The 17507-nt window shown below is 68.4% G+C and carries 14 protein-coding genes; 5 read left to right on the top strand and 9 right to left on the bottom strand.

What is annotated here, in order from left to right:
* The first annotated feature begins 64 nt into the window (after positions 1 to 64).
* The gene (locus tag ABZV44_RS11945) at positions 65 to 1873 is read left to right on the top strand and encodes an MFS transporter (protein WP_354834978.1); all 1809 of its coding nucleotides are present in this window, start codon (positions 65 to 67) and stop codon (positions 1871 to 1873) included.
* Positions 1874 to 2096: 223 nt separating this feature from the next.
* Positions 2097 to 3317, top strand: coding sequence for a bifunctional 3,4-dihydroxy-2-butanone-4-phosphate synthase/GTP cyclohydrolase II (locus ABZV44_RS11940; RefSeq protein WP_354834976.1), 1221 nt, complete (start codon positions 2097 to 2099; stop codon positions 3315 to 3317).
* Between the two features lie 24 nt (positions 3318 to 3341).
* Here ABZV44_RS11940 and ABZV44_RS11935 read toward each other — a convergent pair whose 3' ends face one another.
* The 4 genes from ABZV44_RS11935 to ABZV44_RS11920 form a co-directional block, all read right to left on the bottom strand.
* Positions 3342 to 4388, bottom strand: a complete 1047-nt coding sequence (locus ABZV44_RS11935) for a hypothetical protein (protein WP_354834974.1) — start codon at positions 4386 to 4388, stop codon at positions 3342 to 3344.
* Between the two features lie 43 nt (positions 4389 to 4431).
* Positions 4432 to 5412 (bottom strand): erythromycin esterase family protein, encoded by a 981-nt coding sequence (locus ABZV44_RS11930; RefSeq protein ID WP_354834972.1) that lies wholly within the window; start codon positions 5410 to 5412, stop codon positions 4432 to 4434.
* Between the two features lie 385 nt (positions 5413 to 5797).
* Entirely contained in the window at positions 5798 to 7249 is a 1452-nt protein-coding gene (locus ABZV44_RS11925; RefSeq protein WP_354834970.1) for a DUF222 domain-containing protein, read from the bottom strand.
* Between the two features lie 28 nt (positions 7250 to 7277).
* Entirely contained in the window at positions 7278 to 7892 is a 615-nt protein-coding gene (locus ABZV44_RS11920; protein WP_354834968.1) for a TetR/AcrR family transcriptional regulator, read from the bottom strand.
* Between the two features lie 53 nt (positions 7893 to 7945).
* Here ABZV44_RS11920 and ABZV44_RS11915 point away from each other — a divergent pair, with 53 nt between their 5' ends.
* Together ABZV44_RS11915 and ABZV44_RS11910 are read left to right on the top strand one after the other, a co-directional pair.
* On the top strand, positions 7946 to 8794 hold the full coding sequence (locus tag ABZV44_RS11915; protein WP_354834966.1) for an alpha/beta hydrolase: 849 nt from the start codon (positions 7946 to 7948) through the stop codon (positions 8792 to 8794).
* A gap of 60 nt (positions 8795 to 8854) precedes the next feature.
* Entirely contained in the window at positions 8855 to 9772 is a 918-nt protein-coding gene (locus ABZV44_RS11910; RefSeq protein ID WP_354834964.1) for an alpha/beta hydrolase, read from the top strand.
* Between the two features lie 3 nt (positions 9773 to 9775).
* Here the strand turns inward: ABZV44_RS11910 and ABZV44_RS11905 are convergent, their stop codons facing one another.
* Positions 9776 to 10213, bottom strand: coding sequence for a hypothetical protein (locus tag ABZV44_RS11905; RefSeq protein WP_354834962.1), 438 nt, complete (start codon positions 10211 to 10213; stop codon positions 9776 to 9778).
* Positions 10214 to 10312: 99 nt separating this feature from the next.
* Here ABZV44_RS11905 and ABZV44_RS11900 point away from each other — a divergent pair, with 99 nt between their 5' ends.
* Positions 10313 to 12616, top strand: coding sequence for a LuxR C-terminal-related transcriptional regulator (locus ABZV44_RS11900; protein WP_354834960.1), 2304 nt, complete (start codon positions 10313 to 10315; stop codon positions 12614 to 12616).
* Between the two features lie 75 nt (positions 12617 to 12691).
* Here the strand turns inward: ABZV44_RS11900 and ABZV44_RS11895 are convergent, their stop codons facing one another.
* From ABZV44_RS11895 to ABZV44_RS11880, 4 genes are all read right to left on the bottom strand, one after another.
* A complete protein-coding gene (locus tag ABZV44_RS11895; protein ID WP_354834958.1) occupies positions 12692 to 13216 on the bottom strand; it encodes a DinB family protein in 525 nt (174 codons plus the stop codon).
* Between the two features lie 84 nt (positions 13217 to 13300).
* Positions 13301 to 14155, bottom strand: a complete 855-nt coding sequence (locus ABZV44_RS11890) for an alpha/beta fold hydrolase (RefSeq protein WP_354834956.1) — start codon at positions 14153 to 14155, stop codon at positions 13301 to 13303.
* Positions 14155 to 15315 (bottom strand): 3-hydroxy-9,10-secoandrosta-1,3,5(10)-triene-9,17-dione monooxygenase oxygenase subunit, encoded by a 1161-nt coding sequence (hsaA, locus tag ABZV44_RS11885; protein WP_354834954.1) that lies wholly within the window; start codon positions 15313 to 15315, stop codon positions 14155 to 14157. The genes ABZV44_RS11890 and hsaA overlap by 1 nt, the downstream gene beginning before the upstream one ends.
* A 129-nt stretch (positions 15316 to 15444) precedes the next feature.
* Positions 15445 to 17148, bottom strand: coding sequence for an alpha/beta-hydrolase family protein (locus ABZV44_RS11880; RefSeq protein ID WP_354835334.1), 1704 nt, complete (start codon positions 17146 to 17148; stop codon positions 15445 to 15447).
* Between the last annotated feature and the right edge of the window lie 359 nt (positions 17149 to 17507).

The following is a 17507-nucleotide window of genomic DNA, read 5'->3' as shown; positions in this document are numbered from 1 at the left end:
GGCGCCCAGTGGCCGTGACACGGTTCACACGATCGTGTTACTACCCACCCATGGAGGACGCCTCATGTCCACCTCCGTCGACACCGCGGTGCCACCGAGTCCCGCGCCTGACGAATCCGGGCGCCTCGACGGCGCCTCCAATCTGAGGATCTGGTCGGTCCTCGCGGTCATCGTGCTGTTCACCGAGGTCTCCCCGATGCAGTACGTCATGGTCGCCTCGGCACTGCGACAGATCGCGCCCACCTTCCCCGAACAGGGCGCGAACATCAACTGGGCCATCATCGTCTTCGGCATCTTCGGTGCCGCCGTGTCCCCGCTGATCGGCAAGCTCAGCGACATCTGGGGCAAGAAGAAGATGTTCCTGGTCTGCGGTGTGCTGTTCCTCATCGGCACGGCCTTGTGCGCCATCACCAGCAACTGGGCGGTGTTCCTCGTGGGCCGCGCGCTGGAGGCGACGGCCATCGCGACGACCGTGGTGTCCTACGGACTGATCCGGGACCTGATGCCGCGCAGGCTGGTTCCCGTCGGCCTCGGCATCGCCTCCACGGGTCTGGGCGTGTCCGCCCTCGCCGGTCCGCTGATCGGCGGCTACATCACCGATCACTACAGCTGGCGCGGACTGTTCTGGTTCCTGTTCGTCTTCACCGTGATCATGATTCCGTTGCTGATCATCGTGGTGCCGGAGTCGAAGCTGCGCACCCCGCAGCGCCTGGACATCATCGGCGCGGTGCTGCTCGGCGCGGGCGCCACCCTCACCCTGCTGTACCTGGACAAGGGCCAGGACTGGGGCTGGACCAAGCCCTCCACGCTGGTGTGGCTGATCGGCGGCCTGGTGCTGCTCGCCCTGTTCCCGATCGTGGAAATGCGTGCCAAGCAACCGATCATGGACATGAAGCTGCTGTTCAACCCGCGCGTCAGCGTGGTGCTGTTCATCGGTCTGCTGGCCTCGTTCATGATCGGCTACCAGTCCTACGCGACCGGCTACATGACCCAGTCGCCGCCGTCCGATCAGGTCGTGGCGCAGGTCAAGGACGCCACCTGGGATCAGGTGAAGGCCGGTGCCCTGGCCCAGGCACAGGCCCAGGCTCTCACTCAGGCGCGAGCACAGGGGCTCGCCGCGGCCGAGGCACAGGCCAAGGCGGCGCTGCCGCCGGGCATGGACCTGCCGCCGGATGTGGTCAAGAAGCTGACGGACACGGTGAACGCGCAGGTGACACCGGAGGTCGTGAACGCGCAGGTGCCGCCGGAGATGGTGTACCAGCACTTGCCGCCGGACATGGTCAAGGTGGATCTGCAGCCGGGCTACAGCTACGGCGACAACTTCTCGCTGCTGAAGTACGCCACCCACGTAACCCTCGCACAATCGTTGATCGCCATGATCTTCGGCTTCCTGGGCGGCCTGTGGATCCGGCGCTCGGGCGCCCGCCGGCCACTGGTGACGGCACTGGTCATCTTCGTCGGCAGCGGCCTGGCCTATGCGGCGCTCTCGCACGGCTGGCAGACGCAGGCGCTGATCAGCGCGGTGTACGGCATCGCGTTCGCGCTGTACTACGCATCCACGCCGAACCTCATAGTGGAAGGCGTTCCGGCTGAACAGCAGGGCATCAGTGCGGGCATGCTGGGCGTCATGCAGGCCATGGGCGCCGGTATCGGCCTCGCGGTGGCCACCGCGTTCCTGACCGCGAATCCGGTCAAGGCAGTGGTGTCGGTGGCGGGCCAAGCGCCGGTCGTCAAGGACATTCCGCTGCTCTACGCCGACAAGGGCTACGAGATCAGCTTCTACTTCGTGGCCATCTCGGCCGCGGTGGCACTGATCGGAGCGCTCGTCATGAAGCACGGCCGGAACCCGGCCACCGGTGGTGCCGCGCACTGACATTCGTGTGAGGCACTGACAACCGAATGAACAACGGCCCGGAGGCGATTCGCCTCCGGGCCGTTGTGGCGTACTGGAAAACTCCGTCACCACCATGGCCCGAGGCGTGCACTGACCGCACTTTCCTTTCCGCTGAGCGGGACCTCACCTCGTTGTTCCGCACTCGTCATATTTCGATTGGAAATAGGTCGCCAGCCCGAGCGGCCGGAGGAGGTGGTCGACGATGACCGGTGAACTCGACTCGATCGCAGCCGCGGTGGCGGCGGTGGCCCGCGGCGGCATGGTACTGGTCGTGGACGACGAGAACCGCGAGAACGAAGGCGATCTGATCCTGGCCGCCGAGCACGCGACCGCGGAGAACATCGCGTTCCTGGTGCGGCACACCAGCGGGGTGCTCTGCGTGCCGATGGCCGGCGAGGACTGCGACCGCCTCCAGCTGCCGCCGATGACCTCGATCAACGAGGATCCCAAGGGCACCGCCTACACGGTCTCGGTGGACGCCGTTTCCGGTGTCAGCACCGGCATTTCGGCCGCCGACCGCGCGCACACCATGCGCCTGCTGGCCGACCCGCGCACCACCGCGGCCCAGCTCTCGCGGCCCGGGCACGTGTTCCCGCTGCGCGCGAATCCCCGTGGCGTGCTGGGCCGTCCGGGCCACACCGAGGCGGCCGTCGATCTGATGCGGCTGGCCGGGCTGCGTCCGGCCGGTGTCATCGCCGAGGTCGTCAATCACGACGGCAGCATGGCGCGGCTGCCCGAGCTGCTGGTCATGGCGCGAGAATGGGGTATCCCGCTGGTCTCCATCGCCGACCTGATCGCACATCGGAAACAGCTGGAGCACGGCATCGTTCGCGAGGTCGAGACGCGGCTGCCCACCCGCTTCGGCGACTTCCGCGTCTACGGCTACTCCGACGCCCACACCGGCGCGGAACATCTCGCCCTCGTCCACGGCGACCCGTCGGGCGAGAACACGCTCGCCCGAGTGCATTCCGAATGCCTCACCGGCGACGCCTTCGGCTCGCTGCGCTGCGACTGCGGCGAGCAACTCGACGCCGCCCTGGAGGCCGTCGCCGCGGCCGGGCGCGGCGTCATCGTCTACCTGCGTGGCCAGGAGGGCCGGGGCATCGGCCTGCTCAACAAGCTCCGCGCCTACGAACTCCAGGACGCGGGTGCGGACACGGTGGACGCGAACGTCCGGCTGGGCCTGCCCATCGACGCGCGCGACTACGGCGCCGCCGCCCGCATCCTCGCCGATCTGGGTGTGCGATCGGTGCGCCTGCTGAGCAACAACCCCGCGAAGCAGTCGGGCTTGCAGGCCAATGGCATCGCGGTGCACGCGCGGATCCCCCTGCAGACCCAGCCGACCGAGCACAATGTGCACTACCTCGCGACCAAGCGCGATCGGATGAGCCACCAGCTCCCCCATATCCCCGCGGTCGGGTAGCCGTATCCCGGGGTAGCGCGGGCGTCAGGTGTCCTCCGGCTCCCGCTCGTCCCACTGCAATCCGAGCCGGAAGGCCTGCAACCCGGGCTTCGAGGGCGACAGCCACGCCTGAAACCGTAGGTCCGACGGATATTTCGCGCCCGACCGGCGGATGGCCGCCTTCGTCTCCGCCGCGATCTGCCGCGCCGAGGCGACACCGTGGTTGAACATCCGGCCGCGCGCCCCGCCGTCTTCGCGCACCTCCAGGCGGGACTGGGCGTTGGAGGCGAAGAAGCCCTGCGCCACCCACTCCGGCTCGTCGGCCAGGGTGAGAACCCAGATCGCGTGCGGCACCAGGGGATGCAGGACCGGGAGATCCACCGCCAGGGAGAGGAACAACCGGTCGATGTGGTCGTCGAGTTCGTCGAGGGTCGGTGCGTCGGGCTCCTTGTAGCCGAGGGCGCCGACCTCGGTGCGGCGCGACTCGTCCGGCCATGCCAGCCAGCACTCGGCGGGCCGGTGGTCTTCGTCGTATTCCCAATCGAATTCGCGCTCGACCGTGCGCGGCTCGCGCGGCTCGATTCGCAGGCTCACCTCGATCGGGCGGATCGATCGGCCCAGCGTCACGATGTCGCCGGGGCGCAGCCAGATCGCCAGAGCGCCAGGGCCGCCCACCAGATCCGGTTCGCCGAGGACGCCGATGCACTCGGCCAGTGCGGTCGTGAACACGTGATCGACGAGCGCGGGCGAACAGGGGTACGACAGCAGAAGCTGTTTGATCTCGCCGTATCCGAAGCCCGGCGCCGTGATCGAGCGCGGGGTCTCGACCGCGACGAGCGCCGCGCCCTCCGCAGTCAGCGCGGCTGCGTCGCCGGTCGATTCCCACCCCAATTTCGCGTAGACGCCGTCGATCTCGGTCCGGGACCACGTATCGAGTTCGGCGGCCAGCAATACCGACATGGCCTGACCGAAGCTACCGAGTTCCACGCGGCGTCCGTAGTTCCGCTCCCACCACTGGTTGGCCTCCGCATTGCGTTGCCGCCGTTGCTCTTCCGTCGGATGCCGGACGTCTTCACTCAGGTCTTCGCTCACCGCGGCAGCGTATGTGACGGGACGCATCGGATGGCCGTGGGATTCACGGCAGCCAGTGGACCGGGGTCACCTCCCGGATGTGGACGAGAATGTCGAAGGCCTTCGACAGCTTGCGAATCGCCAAGTGCTCGTCCGCATCCCGGACCGGGTCGTAGACGCCGCTGATCACGCGCATCTTTACGGGAGCCGCGATCGGGGCGGTGCGCATGTCCAGCCAGAGTTTCGGAAGGCCCATCGCACCCAGCGTCGCGTCCAGGAAATCCGGTGCGGGGGCAGGGATCTCGGCCACACCGACATTACCGTGGTGGAAGCCGATGGCCACCGGGGCATAGTCGCGGCCGAAATACTCACGGAGAACGCTGCCGACACTGGATTTGGCGACCTGGTCCCCGGCCAGACCCAGGGCCGCGTCATCGGCGGAGACATGCGATATGCCGTCCCAGTACACTGTCCGCAGCCCGGTGCGCTGGTAGTGGCCGATGATCGAGGAGGCCCACAGTTCGGCTTCACCCGCGTAGCTGCCGCGGCCCGCGACGCTGTGGCGGTGGAAGTCCTCGATCAGAGCCATTCGGGCCCGGACGGTTTCGCTGATGCCCGGGATCGAGGCGAGGAGTGTCGAGGCGTCGCGGGCGTGGTCGAGGAACGGGCGGCCCGGGTGGACGCCTCGGGCACGTTGGACGTGCTCGTCCAGCGTGTGGGCGGTGCGGACGGGCTCCAGATGGGCAGCGAGATCGGCCACACGATCCGGAGCCTGGACTCGGACCGCAGCGAGCACGGCGTCGTAATCCTCCGGCTTGGCCTGGGCCGGCTTGACGCCGACGACGCGCACTTCATCGCCGGGATGGGCCTCGTTGAACTCACGAATCCAGGTCAGTGCCGCAGCCATCTCCGCGGTACGCCAGGGACGCCAGGCCAGTTCGAGAGCCGATACCGCCGTCCCCCTGCCCTCCCGCACGTAGGCATCCAGCCTCTCGCCGACATCGGCACTGTCCTGGACAGCGAGCGTACGAAATCCGTGATGCACAACCAGATTCCGGAACAACTCGTCCCGAAGCGCAAACGTCTCCTGAGCGAACCGCGTCGATTCCCCGATCCCGACCACAGTCGCAGCTGACAGCGACTGCGCAAGGGTGTCGATCGTAGTGGCATCGAAAGGGGTTGCGCTGAGTGTGGTTTCGGTCGGCATGACCCCACTCTCCAACCTCGACCAAGGTTCAGGTCAAGCCCGAAAGGACAAAACCCAAAAACCAAAGGACAAAAGATGCCTGGAGAAGGGAGGGGCCGGGCTCACGTTCGCGCCTGCACCTTCCAGCCCCCTCACCTTTGAAGCCGCATGTGAGGTTGCTGCAGGAGGTATTCCTTCAGATCACGGGGTTGGGGTCGCCACGTGATGGCTTGCGCTCCCGGAATCACGCTGCCCGTGCACCCCACCTCCGGCAACTGGAATCGATGGCAGCCGCGACCTGCTGCCCCACGTGATGTCCGTCGTTCACGCGAGGAATGCCGGTCGGGTCGAGACGTTTCGGGGCAATCCACCCGGTCCGCCCCCGATACGGGGAATCCTTGCCCATGACAACGGTTCTCCAACCCTCGGCACTGTCGTTGACCAGTGCGTGGCAGCGATCGCAGACCAGGGTCAGATTGGTCAGATCCGTCGGCCCGCCCCTGGCCCAGTCGGTGATGTGGTGCACCGCGCACATGCTCGCGGGTGCATCACATCCGGGGCGGGTGCAGCCCTTGTCGCGGGCGATCAACGCCAGGCGCTGCGCCGGAGTGGCCAGGCGCTGGCAGCGACCCAGGTACAGCGGCAGCCCGTCGGCGTCGAGGACCGCCAGCACCGGACGGGTACCCTCGGCCAGCTTCAACGCCTCGTTGATCGAGACGTGGCCGCCCGAGGCGGTGGTCGCGACTCCGGCCCCACGCTCGAGATCGGCGAGGTTCATGGTCAGGATGGCCTGCACCGGCAGGCCACGGTGGGAGCCGAGCTTGGCGGGGTCGACACCGGGCTGCAGGAGCGCGAACAGGGCGTCGTGGGTGCGCTGACCGGCATCGCGACGGTCACGACGCGCGGCCGCCTCGAGGACCTTGGAATCGACGACCCTGACCATGGCAGCGACGCTGTCGGCGTCGTCGATGTTGCACATACCCGGACGCGCGAACTTCGCGAAGACCGCATCGAGCAGGGCCCGCAGTTCGGGGGTGATCCAGCCTTCGATCCAGCTCATGCCGTCCACTCCGGGACGGCCCAGGATCAGGCCACGGCGGCGACGGCGGTCGGTGTCGGAGACGACCTTGCCGTCGGGGTCGATGCGGGCGAGGATGTCGCGGCCGATCTTGGGCAGGTCATCGGGCCAGCCGGTGCGGGAGTGGCCGACCAGGATGTCCTCGGCTTCCGCACGCGTCTCGGCGGGAATGTCGGCGGGCAGGTGGTTCATCACGTCGATGATGTTGCGGACATGATCACGCGAGATACCGCCTGCCTCAAAGGCTTCGGCGGTCTTCTCCAACGTCGCCGGGCGCAGGTGTCCGGTGGGTTCGAAGAATTCCCCGCACTGGCGGGCGATCTTCACCCGCACCGACGCGTCGTACCTCGACAATCCCAATGTCTGACGCAGGAACGGCACCACATCTGTCGCCCCGCTGCTTTCGGGCAGTGAGCGGTTGCAGGCTTCGATGATCAGGCGTGAATCCAGCGCCGACAGTTGACGTTTGCAGGTTTCGAGCCGCTGCATCAGCTCCACGACATCACTGTCGGAGAACGGGGTGAGGTTGCCGTGCAGGACGGAATTCGACAGGGTCTCGACGGCGGTCGCCAATTCGGCGATACCGCATGCGTTGAGTGTCACCCCCGTCGAATTCATGCATTGATTTTACCGCCGAATGGGTATGCTAGGAACCCGAAATGTCCAGTATCCCTTGCCTTTTCACAATTTCCGAGACACGGGCACCCATTGTTTTGCCGGCGGCCAGAAGCGGTTCTGTCGACCGCAGGGTCCGACTGAGAATGAAAGCTCCTTCCAGCGCACCGAGAATCGCGATCATCAGTTGCCGGGCGTCGGCCGCATCCAGGCCACGGCGGACGAAATAGGCTGCGCCCTCGTCGATCCAGGAGTTCATGACTTCCGCTGCCACGTCGCGGATTCCGGGTTCGCTGTCGGCGACTTCCCCGGCCACGGTGCCGACCGGGCACATGTTCATCCAGCCGGCCTGCTCGATGGTTTCCGCGGCGGCGGTGAAGGCGGCCGGGACGGCTTCGCGGAGGTCGTCGTGGGCGTCCATCAGGAGTGGCAGCAGCTGGATGTAGGCGGCGCCCGAGACGCGGAGGGCCTCGGCGGCGATGGCCGACTTTCCGGCGGGGAAGTGGTGGTAGAGCGAACCCATCGGGGCGCCCGACGCCGAGGTGATCTGCTTGACGGTGATCGCGCTGTAGCCCTGGACGCGCATGAGTTCGGCGACGGCGGTGACCAGGCGATCCCGGGTGGTGGTTGACAGCTTCTCGCTCACCCGTCCAGACTAGAGCAAACGCACTAGAGCGTGTGCTCTAGAGGGGAGATATCATGCCGACTGTCGAACTGAGTGCGGGACGGGTGCACTACGCCGAGCGGGGCGAGGGGCCACCGGTGGTGCTGTTGCACGGGCTGCTGATGAACCACACGGTGTGGGACGAGGTGATCGGCAAGCTGCCCGAGGGCTTCCGGTACGTCTTGCCGGATCTGCCGCTCGGGTCGCATCCGGAGCCCTTGCGCGAGGGCACGGACCTGACCTTGCGCGGGCTCAATCAGCTGATCGCGGATTTCCTCGCCGCCTTGGACCTGCGTGACGTGACCCTGGTGCACAGCGACTGGGGCGGCGGGCTCTTCCTCACCGCTTACGGCCTCGACGAGCGGGTCGGCCGGTTGATCGTGCTGCCCTGCGAGGCCTTCGCCAATTTCCCACCCGGCCTGCCGGGCAAGACCGCCATCGTGGGCGCGGCGTTGCCCGGCGGAATCACGATGGCGCTCAAACAGTTACGCGTCCGGTGGCTGCGCTCCTCACCGCTGCTGTTCGGCTGGATGGCGCGCTATCCGCTCGGCGACGAGATCATCCGCGGCTGGACCGATCCCGGCCTGCGGGACAAGCGGATCCGGCGTGATCTGCTCGCCTATGCCCGATCCCGCCGCAACAAGGCCGAGCTCATCGCGAATACCGAAGCGCTGCGCGACTTCCGGGGCGAGGCTCTGATCCTGTGGTCGTCGGCCGGCAAGGTGATGCCGCGCGAGCACGGCCGCCGCCTGGCCGAGCTGATTCCCAGGGCGCGCCTGGTGGAGATCGATGACGCCTACGTCCTGTCGATGCTCGATCAGCCGGATGCCGTCGCCGCGGCCATGTCCGCCTTCCTGACCGGCGCGGTCATCGAACACAGCTAGGGCATTGGCCCGATTCGGTATGGTCGAGGCCGCAGGCCGACTATCGCACGGGAGGCGCTGATGCCCAGCTTGCTCAGTAGAGCGGTGCCCGCGTATCTGCGGGTCGTCCGGGCCAACCGGCCGTTCATCAGCGCCGAGGGTGCACGCGAGCACATTCGGGAGCGCAGCCTCCGGCCCCAGGCGTACGGTCCGCCGCGCGTGTTGCGTGCGGATGTGACCATCGAGGTGCGCCGGGAGAACGGCTGGCCGATCTACACCCTCACGCCCCGATCCGGCCGCGCCCGAGGCAATGTCGTGTACTGCCACGGCGGCGGCTGGGTCAATGAGATCGCCCGGCAGCATTGGCAGCTGGCCGCCGATATCGCGGCCGAGGCGGGCACGACGGTCACGGTGCCGATCTATCCGCTCATCCCCTACGGCACCGCCGATCAGGTGATCCCGGCCTTCGCGAATCTTGTTCGCGCCAATCGGGCCGAGTACGGGGAGGTCTGCCTGGCGGGTGATTCGGCGGGCGGCCAGATCGCGTTGTCCACGGCGGTTCTGCTCCGCGACGAGCAACAACCGGCAGTGCCTCGGACGGTGCTGATTTCACCCGCCCTGGACCTGAGCCTGAGCAATCCGGAGATCCTCACCGTCCAGGCCCAGGATCCCTGGCTCGGACGCGATGGCGGCCTGGTCCTCGGCGACCACTGGCGCGGCCCGCTCTCGATCACCGACCCGCGCGTCAGCCCGCTGTTCGCCGACTTCACCGGCCTCGGCCCGCTCACCGTCTTCTGCGGCACCCGCGACATCCTCGTGCCCGACACCCGGATCATGGTGGGCAAGGCCCGGGCCGCCGGTGTCGAGGTCGACTATCACGAGGCGCCCGAACTGGTCCACGTCTATCCCCTGACGCCGACTCCCGAAGGCACCGAGGCGCGCAAGCTGATCATCGACGCCCTGCGCGGCGCACTGGCCCCGGCGACCTCCGCGGCCTGAGCCTCAGCCGGATCTGCCTGTCCCCGGCGCGTTTTCGGCCAGCCACCGTCGCGCCCTGGTCGCCGAGGCGCGCGAAAGCCAGGCGTCCTGCACGACCTCGGTGAGCTCCTGCAGGCCGAGTTCGGGAATTCGACTGCCGCGCACCAGGACCGAGAGATGTCCCTGGAAGTGCGGGGTCGTGAAGAACGGTGAATCCGGGTCCTGGGTGAGGGCCAGCTTGTCGTCCTCCGACGGCACCCAGAAGATGATGACGTCGTCGTACCGCTCCCCGGTCTCCGGGTCGGCGGCGTCGGGGCGCGGGGTCCGGAAGTAGACGAAGGACTTGCGGCCGACCTGGTAGACCGGGTTGCCCGCGGGCCCGTGCTCGATGGTCACGTGCGGCATACCGGCCGCCAATTCGTGGACGTCCGCCAGGCGGGCTCGGCGCGTTCGGCTCGGCACCCGGTCGAGTGTATCGCCGCACACATCAGCAGCCGCCGCGAGCTGCGTTTATGCGAACCTGCTGGCACAGAATGCGGCAAATCACATAGGTTTGACGCCATGGCGCGGCGTGTCTATGGAAACCTCCCCGAAGAGGTAACTAGCTTCGTCGGCCGCCGCGAAGAGCTGGCTACTGCGAAGCGCCTGCTGCCCACCACCCGGGTGCTCACCCTGCTGGGTCCCGGCGGCATGGGAAAGACCCGCCTGTCACGACAGATCGGGCACCTCGTCGCGCGCGCGTTCCCCGACGGCGTATGGCTGGTCGAGCTGGCCGACGTACAGGATCCGGCGCTGGTCACCCTGAGTGTCACCGAGGCGTTGAACCTGCGCGACGAATCCACCGCGCCGCTGCCCCGGCTCACCGAATTCCTGGCCGACAAGCGGCTGCTGCTCATTCTGGACAACTGTGAGCATCTGATCGAGGCGTGCGCCGCGCTGGTCGGCCGGATCATCGCCACCACACCGGATGTGCGGGTGCTGGCCACCAGCCGCGAGGTGCTCGGGATACCGGGCGAACAGGTCATGCCGGTGCCGCCGCTGACCGTGGCCCAGACCCCCGGTGAGGACAGCGACGCGCTGCAGCTGTTCATCGAGCGCGCCAGCGCCGCCAACCCGGGCTTCCAGGCCACCCCGGGCAACCGGCCGGTGCTGGCGGAGATCTGCCGCCGCCTCGAGGGCATGCCGCTCGCGCTGGAGCTGGCGGCGCTGCGGCTGCGCATGTTCACGCCGGAGCAGATCCTGGATCGTCTCGACGACACCATCGGGCTGCTGAGCGCCGGGCCGCGCACCGCGCCGCAGCGCCAGCAGACCATCGAGGGCGCGATCCGCTGGAGCTACGACCTGTGCACCGCGGCGGAACAGGCACTGTGGGAACAGCTTTCGGTGTTCGCGGGCGGTTTCGACATCGATGCCGCGGAGGCGGTGTGCGAGCTGGGGTCCGCGTCGCTGATGGAGGCGCTGACGGGGCTGGTGGACAAGTCGGTGGTGATGCTGCGCTTCGACGGGGATGTCGCCCGGTACTCGATGCTGGAGCCGATCCGTCAGTTCGCCGCCGACCGGCTCGCCCAGCGCGGTACCGACCAGGAGGTCCGGGCGCGGCACCGCGAGCACTATCGGCAGCTGGCCATGCGCGGGCAGACCGCGTACTGGACCGCGGAGGACGTGGAGTGGTTCCGGGAGCTGAGCCGCGAGCACGCGAATCTCCGTGCCGCCCTGCGCACGGGCCTGGAAGACGAGCCGCTGCGCACCATGGCCACGGTGACCGTGCTGCGCCCCTTCTGGGAGCACAACCGCTTCCTGTCCGAGGGCTACCGCTGGCTCACCGATTCGCTGGCCCGCAATCCGGAGCGGACCGCCGAGCGGGCCAAGGCGCTGTCCTCCGCCGCCTCGCTGGCAGCCCTGCTGGGTGATCAGGAATCGGCGGCGCGGCTGGTGAGCGAGTGCATGGAATTGGCTGCCGCCCTGGGTGATACCGACATCATGGCCGAGGTGGCGCTGGACCGGTCGCTGCTGGCCTTCGCCTCCAGCGACCGCGAACGCTCACTGGAGCTGGGCCGCAGCGCCATCGAGCTGGCGGCCACGCACGGCCAGCACGCCATCGAAATGGACTCGCACGCCTTCTCTTTCATGGCGGCCATGGTCTTGGAAGCGCCGGGGCGCACCGAATTGGCCCAGCGCTTCCTGGAACTCACCACCGACAGCGGTTCGCACCTGCTGGGCGGGCTGGCGCTGTGGACGGTCGGGATCGACCACTGGCGGCGCGGCGAACTCGAGGCCGCCGCCGAATTCCACGGCCGCGCCATCGAGGAGCTGGCCCTGTTCGAGCGCTGTATCTGGCTGTCGTCGGCCTTCGAGGGGCTGGCCTGGACGGTCTCCGCGGACGGCGACCACGAGCGGGCCGCCCGCCTGCTGGGCGCGGCGGAATCCCTGCAGCGCAGCACGATTCGGCTGGCCCACACCATCACCGTCGCGGTCGGTGAGAAGGAGCGGCTCAAGGTCCGGGACGCGCTGGGCGAGGAGGCGTTCCGCACCGCGTTCGGCGCGGGCGCGAGCCTGCCGCTGGAGGAGGCCATCGACTACGCGCTCGGCCGCACCGCCGCCGAGCCGGAACCCGTTGCGCCACCGCCCGCCCTGAAGCGCGCTCCGCGGGCGGCCACCGCGACCCTGTCGGAAACCAGTGTGCTGACCCGCCGTCAGAAGGACGTCGCCCGCCTGGTCGCGGCCGGTCACAGCAACAAGCGCATCGCCGCCGACCTGGTCATCTCGGTCCGCACGGCCGAGACCCACGTCGAGCACATCCTCACCAAGCTCGGGCTCACCTCCCGCACGCAGCTGGCCGCCTGGGCGCACGAACACAATCTGTAGATCCGCTACCCGCACGCGACCCCGAATCTGTCGCAGCCGAAGGAACATTCGGATCGGACGCGTGTCGAACCCGGGCTACTGGTAGCCGGTGGCCCCGTCGATGCGTTCGCGCAGCAGGTCGGCGTGGCCGTCATGGCGGCCGTACTCCTCGATCATGTGCAGGTAGATCCAGCGCAGGGAGAGGTCGGTGCCGGTGCGCGGATGGGTGACCGTGTGGTCGAGGGGAAGATCGGCTATGGCCTTGTCGCACACGGCGATTTCCTCGAGGAATCGGGCGTAGTCGGCCTCGGCCTGCTCGGGAATGGCGTCGTCGAAGTCGGCGTCCCGGCCCGGGTCGCTGGAGTAGAGGTAGCCGACCGGCTCTCCCGCGGCCCGCTTGCGGAACCAGCCGCGTTCGACCTCGGTCATGTGCCGGATCAGGCCGAGCAGGGACATGGTGGACGGTTCCACGCTGCGGGTCGCGAGCTGAGCGCCGGTGAGCCCCTGGCATTTCCAGAGCAGGATCTCGCGGCCGCGGGTGAGCAGGGAGTGCAGCATGGCCCGCTCGTCACCGACGAGCACCTGGGCGGACCGGGTGATGTCCGGAGCTGTCCACGTCATGCTCGGACTGTAGCGCCGCGCCGAAACCGGGAAAACGAGTTCGGGGGTGGGAAATCCCACCCCCGAATCATCGGAAACCGCTTGCTACAGGCCGTTGTTCAGGAAGTCGACCACGGACCGCTCGAAGGCGTCCTTGCGCTCCACCATGACCCAGTGGCCGCAGCGGGCGAAGGTGCGCAGGTCCGCGTTCGGCAGCTGCCGGGCGGCGAAGAGCGAGCCCTCCACCGGAGTGACCCGGTCATCGCGGCCCCACAGGATGAGGACCTCCTGCGTGATGCCCTTCAACCGCGCCCACAGCGGGACCGGTTCGGCCAGCCCGGGGTTGTAGAAGGTGGCGTACGCGTCGCGCAGGGCGGCCTGGGCCTTGGGATCGGCCGCGGCCTTCAGGCGCTTGGCCACCAGTTCCTCGGTGAGCGTGGCCTGGTTGTAGACCATGGCCCGCAGGAAGCCCATCGCCTTCTCGTCGGTGGGGTTGGCATTGAACTCCATGAGCCGCGTAATGCCCTCGGACGGTTCGGGTCCGAGCACGTTCACGCCGACGCCGCCGGGCGCCATCAGCACCACGCGATCGACGCGACCCGGGTGCTCGAGCGCGAGCAGGGTCGCGACGGTGCCGCCCATGGAATTGCCGAGCACGTGCGCCTTCTCGATGCCCAGCTCGTCGAGCAGCCCGATCACGGCGTCGGCGGCGATGCGCAGGTAATTGCGCTCGTACACCTCCGGGCGGCCGCTCTCGCCGAAGCCGGGCTGATCCAGGACCAGGCAGCGGAAGTGCTGCGCCAGCACCGGCAGGTTGTCGCCGAAGTTGGCCCAGCCGGACACGCCCGCGCCGGAGCCGTGCAGCAGCACCAGCGCCGGGCCCTCGCCGGCCTCGTGATAGCGGAGTTTGTGGCCGCCGACCGTCACCCAGCGGGTGGTGTTCTCCGCGGTCAGGGTCATCAGAGCATCCGATCCGCGACCTCGAGGCCCATGGCGCCCTTGCCGTACATGGCCAGGGCCCGCTCCACATCGTTGATCACGTGCACGCTGCCGGCGTGGGCGTCACGCCAGTTGCGCTCGATGATGTTCGGGCGGCGGATGGCGTGGCCGCCGGAGTTCTTGAACAGCAGGTCGATCGCCTCGAGCGCACGCTCGGTGCCGCGCACCTGATCGCGGCGGGTGGCCAGGCGCAGCTCGAACGGGATCTCCTCACCGGCCTGCGCGTAGCGCAGCTGCTCGCCCATATTGCGCTCCATCTGGAGCACGGCGGCGTCGATTTCCGAAGCGGCACGGGCGATCCGGACGTGGGCGAAGGGATCCTCCGACACCTTCTGCCCGCCGTAGGACAGCCGCACCCGCTCGCGCTGGCGCTCGATGTGCGCCTCGTACGCGCCCTGGGCCGCGCCGATGATCGGGGCGGTGATGGTGTTGGAGAACAGCGCGCCGAACGAAATCTTGTACAGCGGAGAGGTATTCACCTGCTGGCCGGGGCCGACCAGGTTGGCCTGGTCCGCGGCGGAGTAGGCGCGGTGGGCCGGCACGAAGGCCTTCTCGATGACGATGTCGTTGGAGCCGGTGCCGGACAGACCGGACACGTTCCAGGTGTCCTCGATCCGGTAGTCGGTGCGCGGCACCAGGATCGTGTAGTAGTCCATGCCGGTCTCGGTGGGCACCAGCGCGCCGAGGAACACCCACTGGGCGTGGTCGCAGCCGGAGGAGAACGCCCAGCGACCCGACAGCTCGTAGCCGCCGTCGACCACGGTCAGCTTGCCGGTCGGCGCATAGGAGGAGGACACCAGGGTGTCGGAGTTCTCGGCCCACACGTCCTGCTGGGCCTGATCCTCGAACAGGGCCAGCTGCCACGGGTGCGCGCCCAGCACCGAGGACACCCAGGCGGTGGACGGGCAGACGGTGGCGATGGTGCGGATCACCTCGTAGAAGGCGACCGGCGACTCCTCCATGCCCCCGAAGCGGACCGGCTGCAGCATGCGGAACACGCCGGCCTCGGTGAGCTCGGCAATGCTGGCGTCGGGCACCCGCCGCTGCTCCTCGGCCTGAACCGCGCGTTCCCGGATCGCGGGCAGCAGATCGCGGACCCGATCGAGCACCTTGTTAGTCATGCGGGCGTTCCTCCTCGTGCCAGAGTTTCCTGCCCTCGAAGCTATGGCCAACGCGGTGTTTCGATCCGAAATAGTCCCGATGATCGGAATCCAGGTTCCGCTGGATACGGACCGATCGCTGTGCAGCGGCTATTTGTGGGCGTATTCCCAGGTGATGTCCTCGTCGAGGGCCTTGCGGATGCTGCGTTCCAGGTCCGGGCTCCAGTCCTGCGGCTGGGCCACCGCGACCCAGCCGTCCAGGGGCAGGTCGCCGTAGCGGTGGCCGTGGCCCGACGGGACGCCCTGGGCGTTGGCCAGGTCCGCGCTGATCTGCCAGAAGGTGACGATCGGCCACCAGCGGATGGATTTGGAGACGTCCGCACCGCGCGGTTCCTTCAGCCAATCCGGTTGTGTGAACAGCAGATCCGGGGACCACCAGACGATCGGGTCGGAGGCGTGCTGCAGATACACCACGCGCGGGTCGAACCAGGTCCGGTCCGGGCGGCCCAGTTCCGGTGCGGTGGCAGCGAAGCGGACGATCAGGCCGTCGGCGTAGACGGGCAGGATCTCCGGCGTTCCCGGATCGCGGCGCTGCTCGAGCTGACGCCAGATCCGGTTGGAATTGGGCGGGCCGACCCACAGCACGCCGTCGACCATGGTGCGGATGTCGTCGAGCCCGGTGAAGGCGCCCTCGGACCCCTGCGAGCCCAGACTCTCCCCGTACACCAGCAGTTTCGGACGCTGTCCCGGCGGCAGCCGCGCCCAGCGCTCGTGGACGGCGTGGATCACCGCATTCCCGGACTCGGTGGCCTTCTGGCGGTCGGACAGGAACGACAGCACGCTCGGCAGGTAGGAGTACTGGGTGGCGGCGATGGCGGTGTCACCGCCGTACATGTACTCGATGGACGAGGCGGTGGTGGAGTCCACCCAGCCGGTTCCGGTGGTGGTGACCACGACCAGCACCTTGCGCTCGAAGGCGTGGGTGCGATCCAGTTCCCGCACCACCAGATCGGCGATGTCCTGCTGTGTGTTCGCCGAGTCCAGGCCCGCATACACCCGAATCGGTTCGCGCACGGGCCTCCCCGTGACCTGGGCGATCCGGGCCGCGCTCGGCGCGGTGGCGACGAACCAGCGGCCCTCCGACCCGAGGGTGTCCCAGGGCGCCAGTGACTGTGGGCTGCCGGACCTTTCGGGCAGCTGCGGCTGGACGGCGCTCGCCGAGGTCTTGCCGTTGCGCAGGCTGAACGCCGAATTCGCCACGGAGAAGAAGGCTTTCGCCAGCACACCCTGGAACAACAGCACCGCGATCACCGCGACCACGATCACCGCGCCCGGGTAGGCGATGTTCCGCGGCACCCGCCATTCGATGTTCAGCAGCCGCACGATCAGCCGGATCAGCCACCGCACCAGGCGATACGCCACGATCACCAGCGCGAGTGTCGCCGCCGCCACCAGTTCGGCACGCAGGTAGCTCGAGGTGGTGGTCGGCGGCATCCCCATCAGCACTTCGAGATCACGCTGCCAGCGCGCCGACCGGGCCAGCACCAGGGCCGCGCCGACAATGGTCCCGACCACGATCGCGGCCTTGCTGACCGCCCGGGTCGTCTCGCTCGGATGCCACAGCTTGGCCAGGCCCTCCGCCGACTCCGGCAGCCGTGGCCGCACCCACTTCTTGAAGGCCCACTCCAGCACGCCACCCACGGCGTATCCGATGGCCGCGCTGATACCGCACACCAGGCCCTCGAACAGCCAGGTGCGCGGCAGCAGTGAGGGCGACACCGCCCAGAGGAAGAAGATCCAGGCCACCACCAACCCCGGATAGCTCGGATTGACGGCCCGCTCCGCACGATCCACGACCGCCCACACCCGTGCACGCAGCGATGCCGGCCGTGCCGCGCCCGCGGCCTGCCCATTCGTCTCACCCGTGTCGGTCGACTTACCAGTCGCGGTTACCTCTTCGCGCGCTGTCGTCTCATCACGACCGGTTGTCTCGTCACGTTCGGTCGTCTCATCACGTTCGATCGTCTCGGCGGGCTCGGTCGGCCGCTCCGGCTCGGTCGGCCGCTCCGGCTCGCTCGGCTGCTCCGGCTCGCTCGGCTGCTCCGGCTCGCTCGGCCGCTCCGGCTCGCTCGGCCGCTCCGGCTCGCTCGGCCGCTCCGGCTCGCTCGGCCGCTCCGGCTCGCTCGGCCGCTCCGGCTCGCTCGGCCGCTCCG

It is taken from the genome of Nocardia sp. NPDC004860, from assembly GCF_040609015.1.
Classification (GTDB): Bacteria; Actinomycetota; Actinomycetes; order Mycobacteriales; family Mycobacteriaceae; genus Nocardia.
This window is presented reverse-complemented; position numbering and strand designations above follow the sequence as displayed.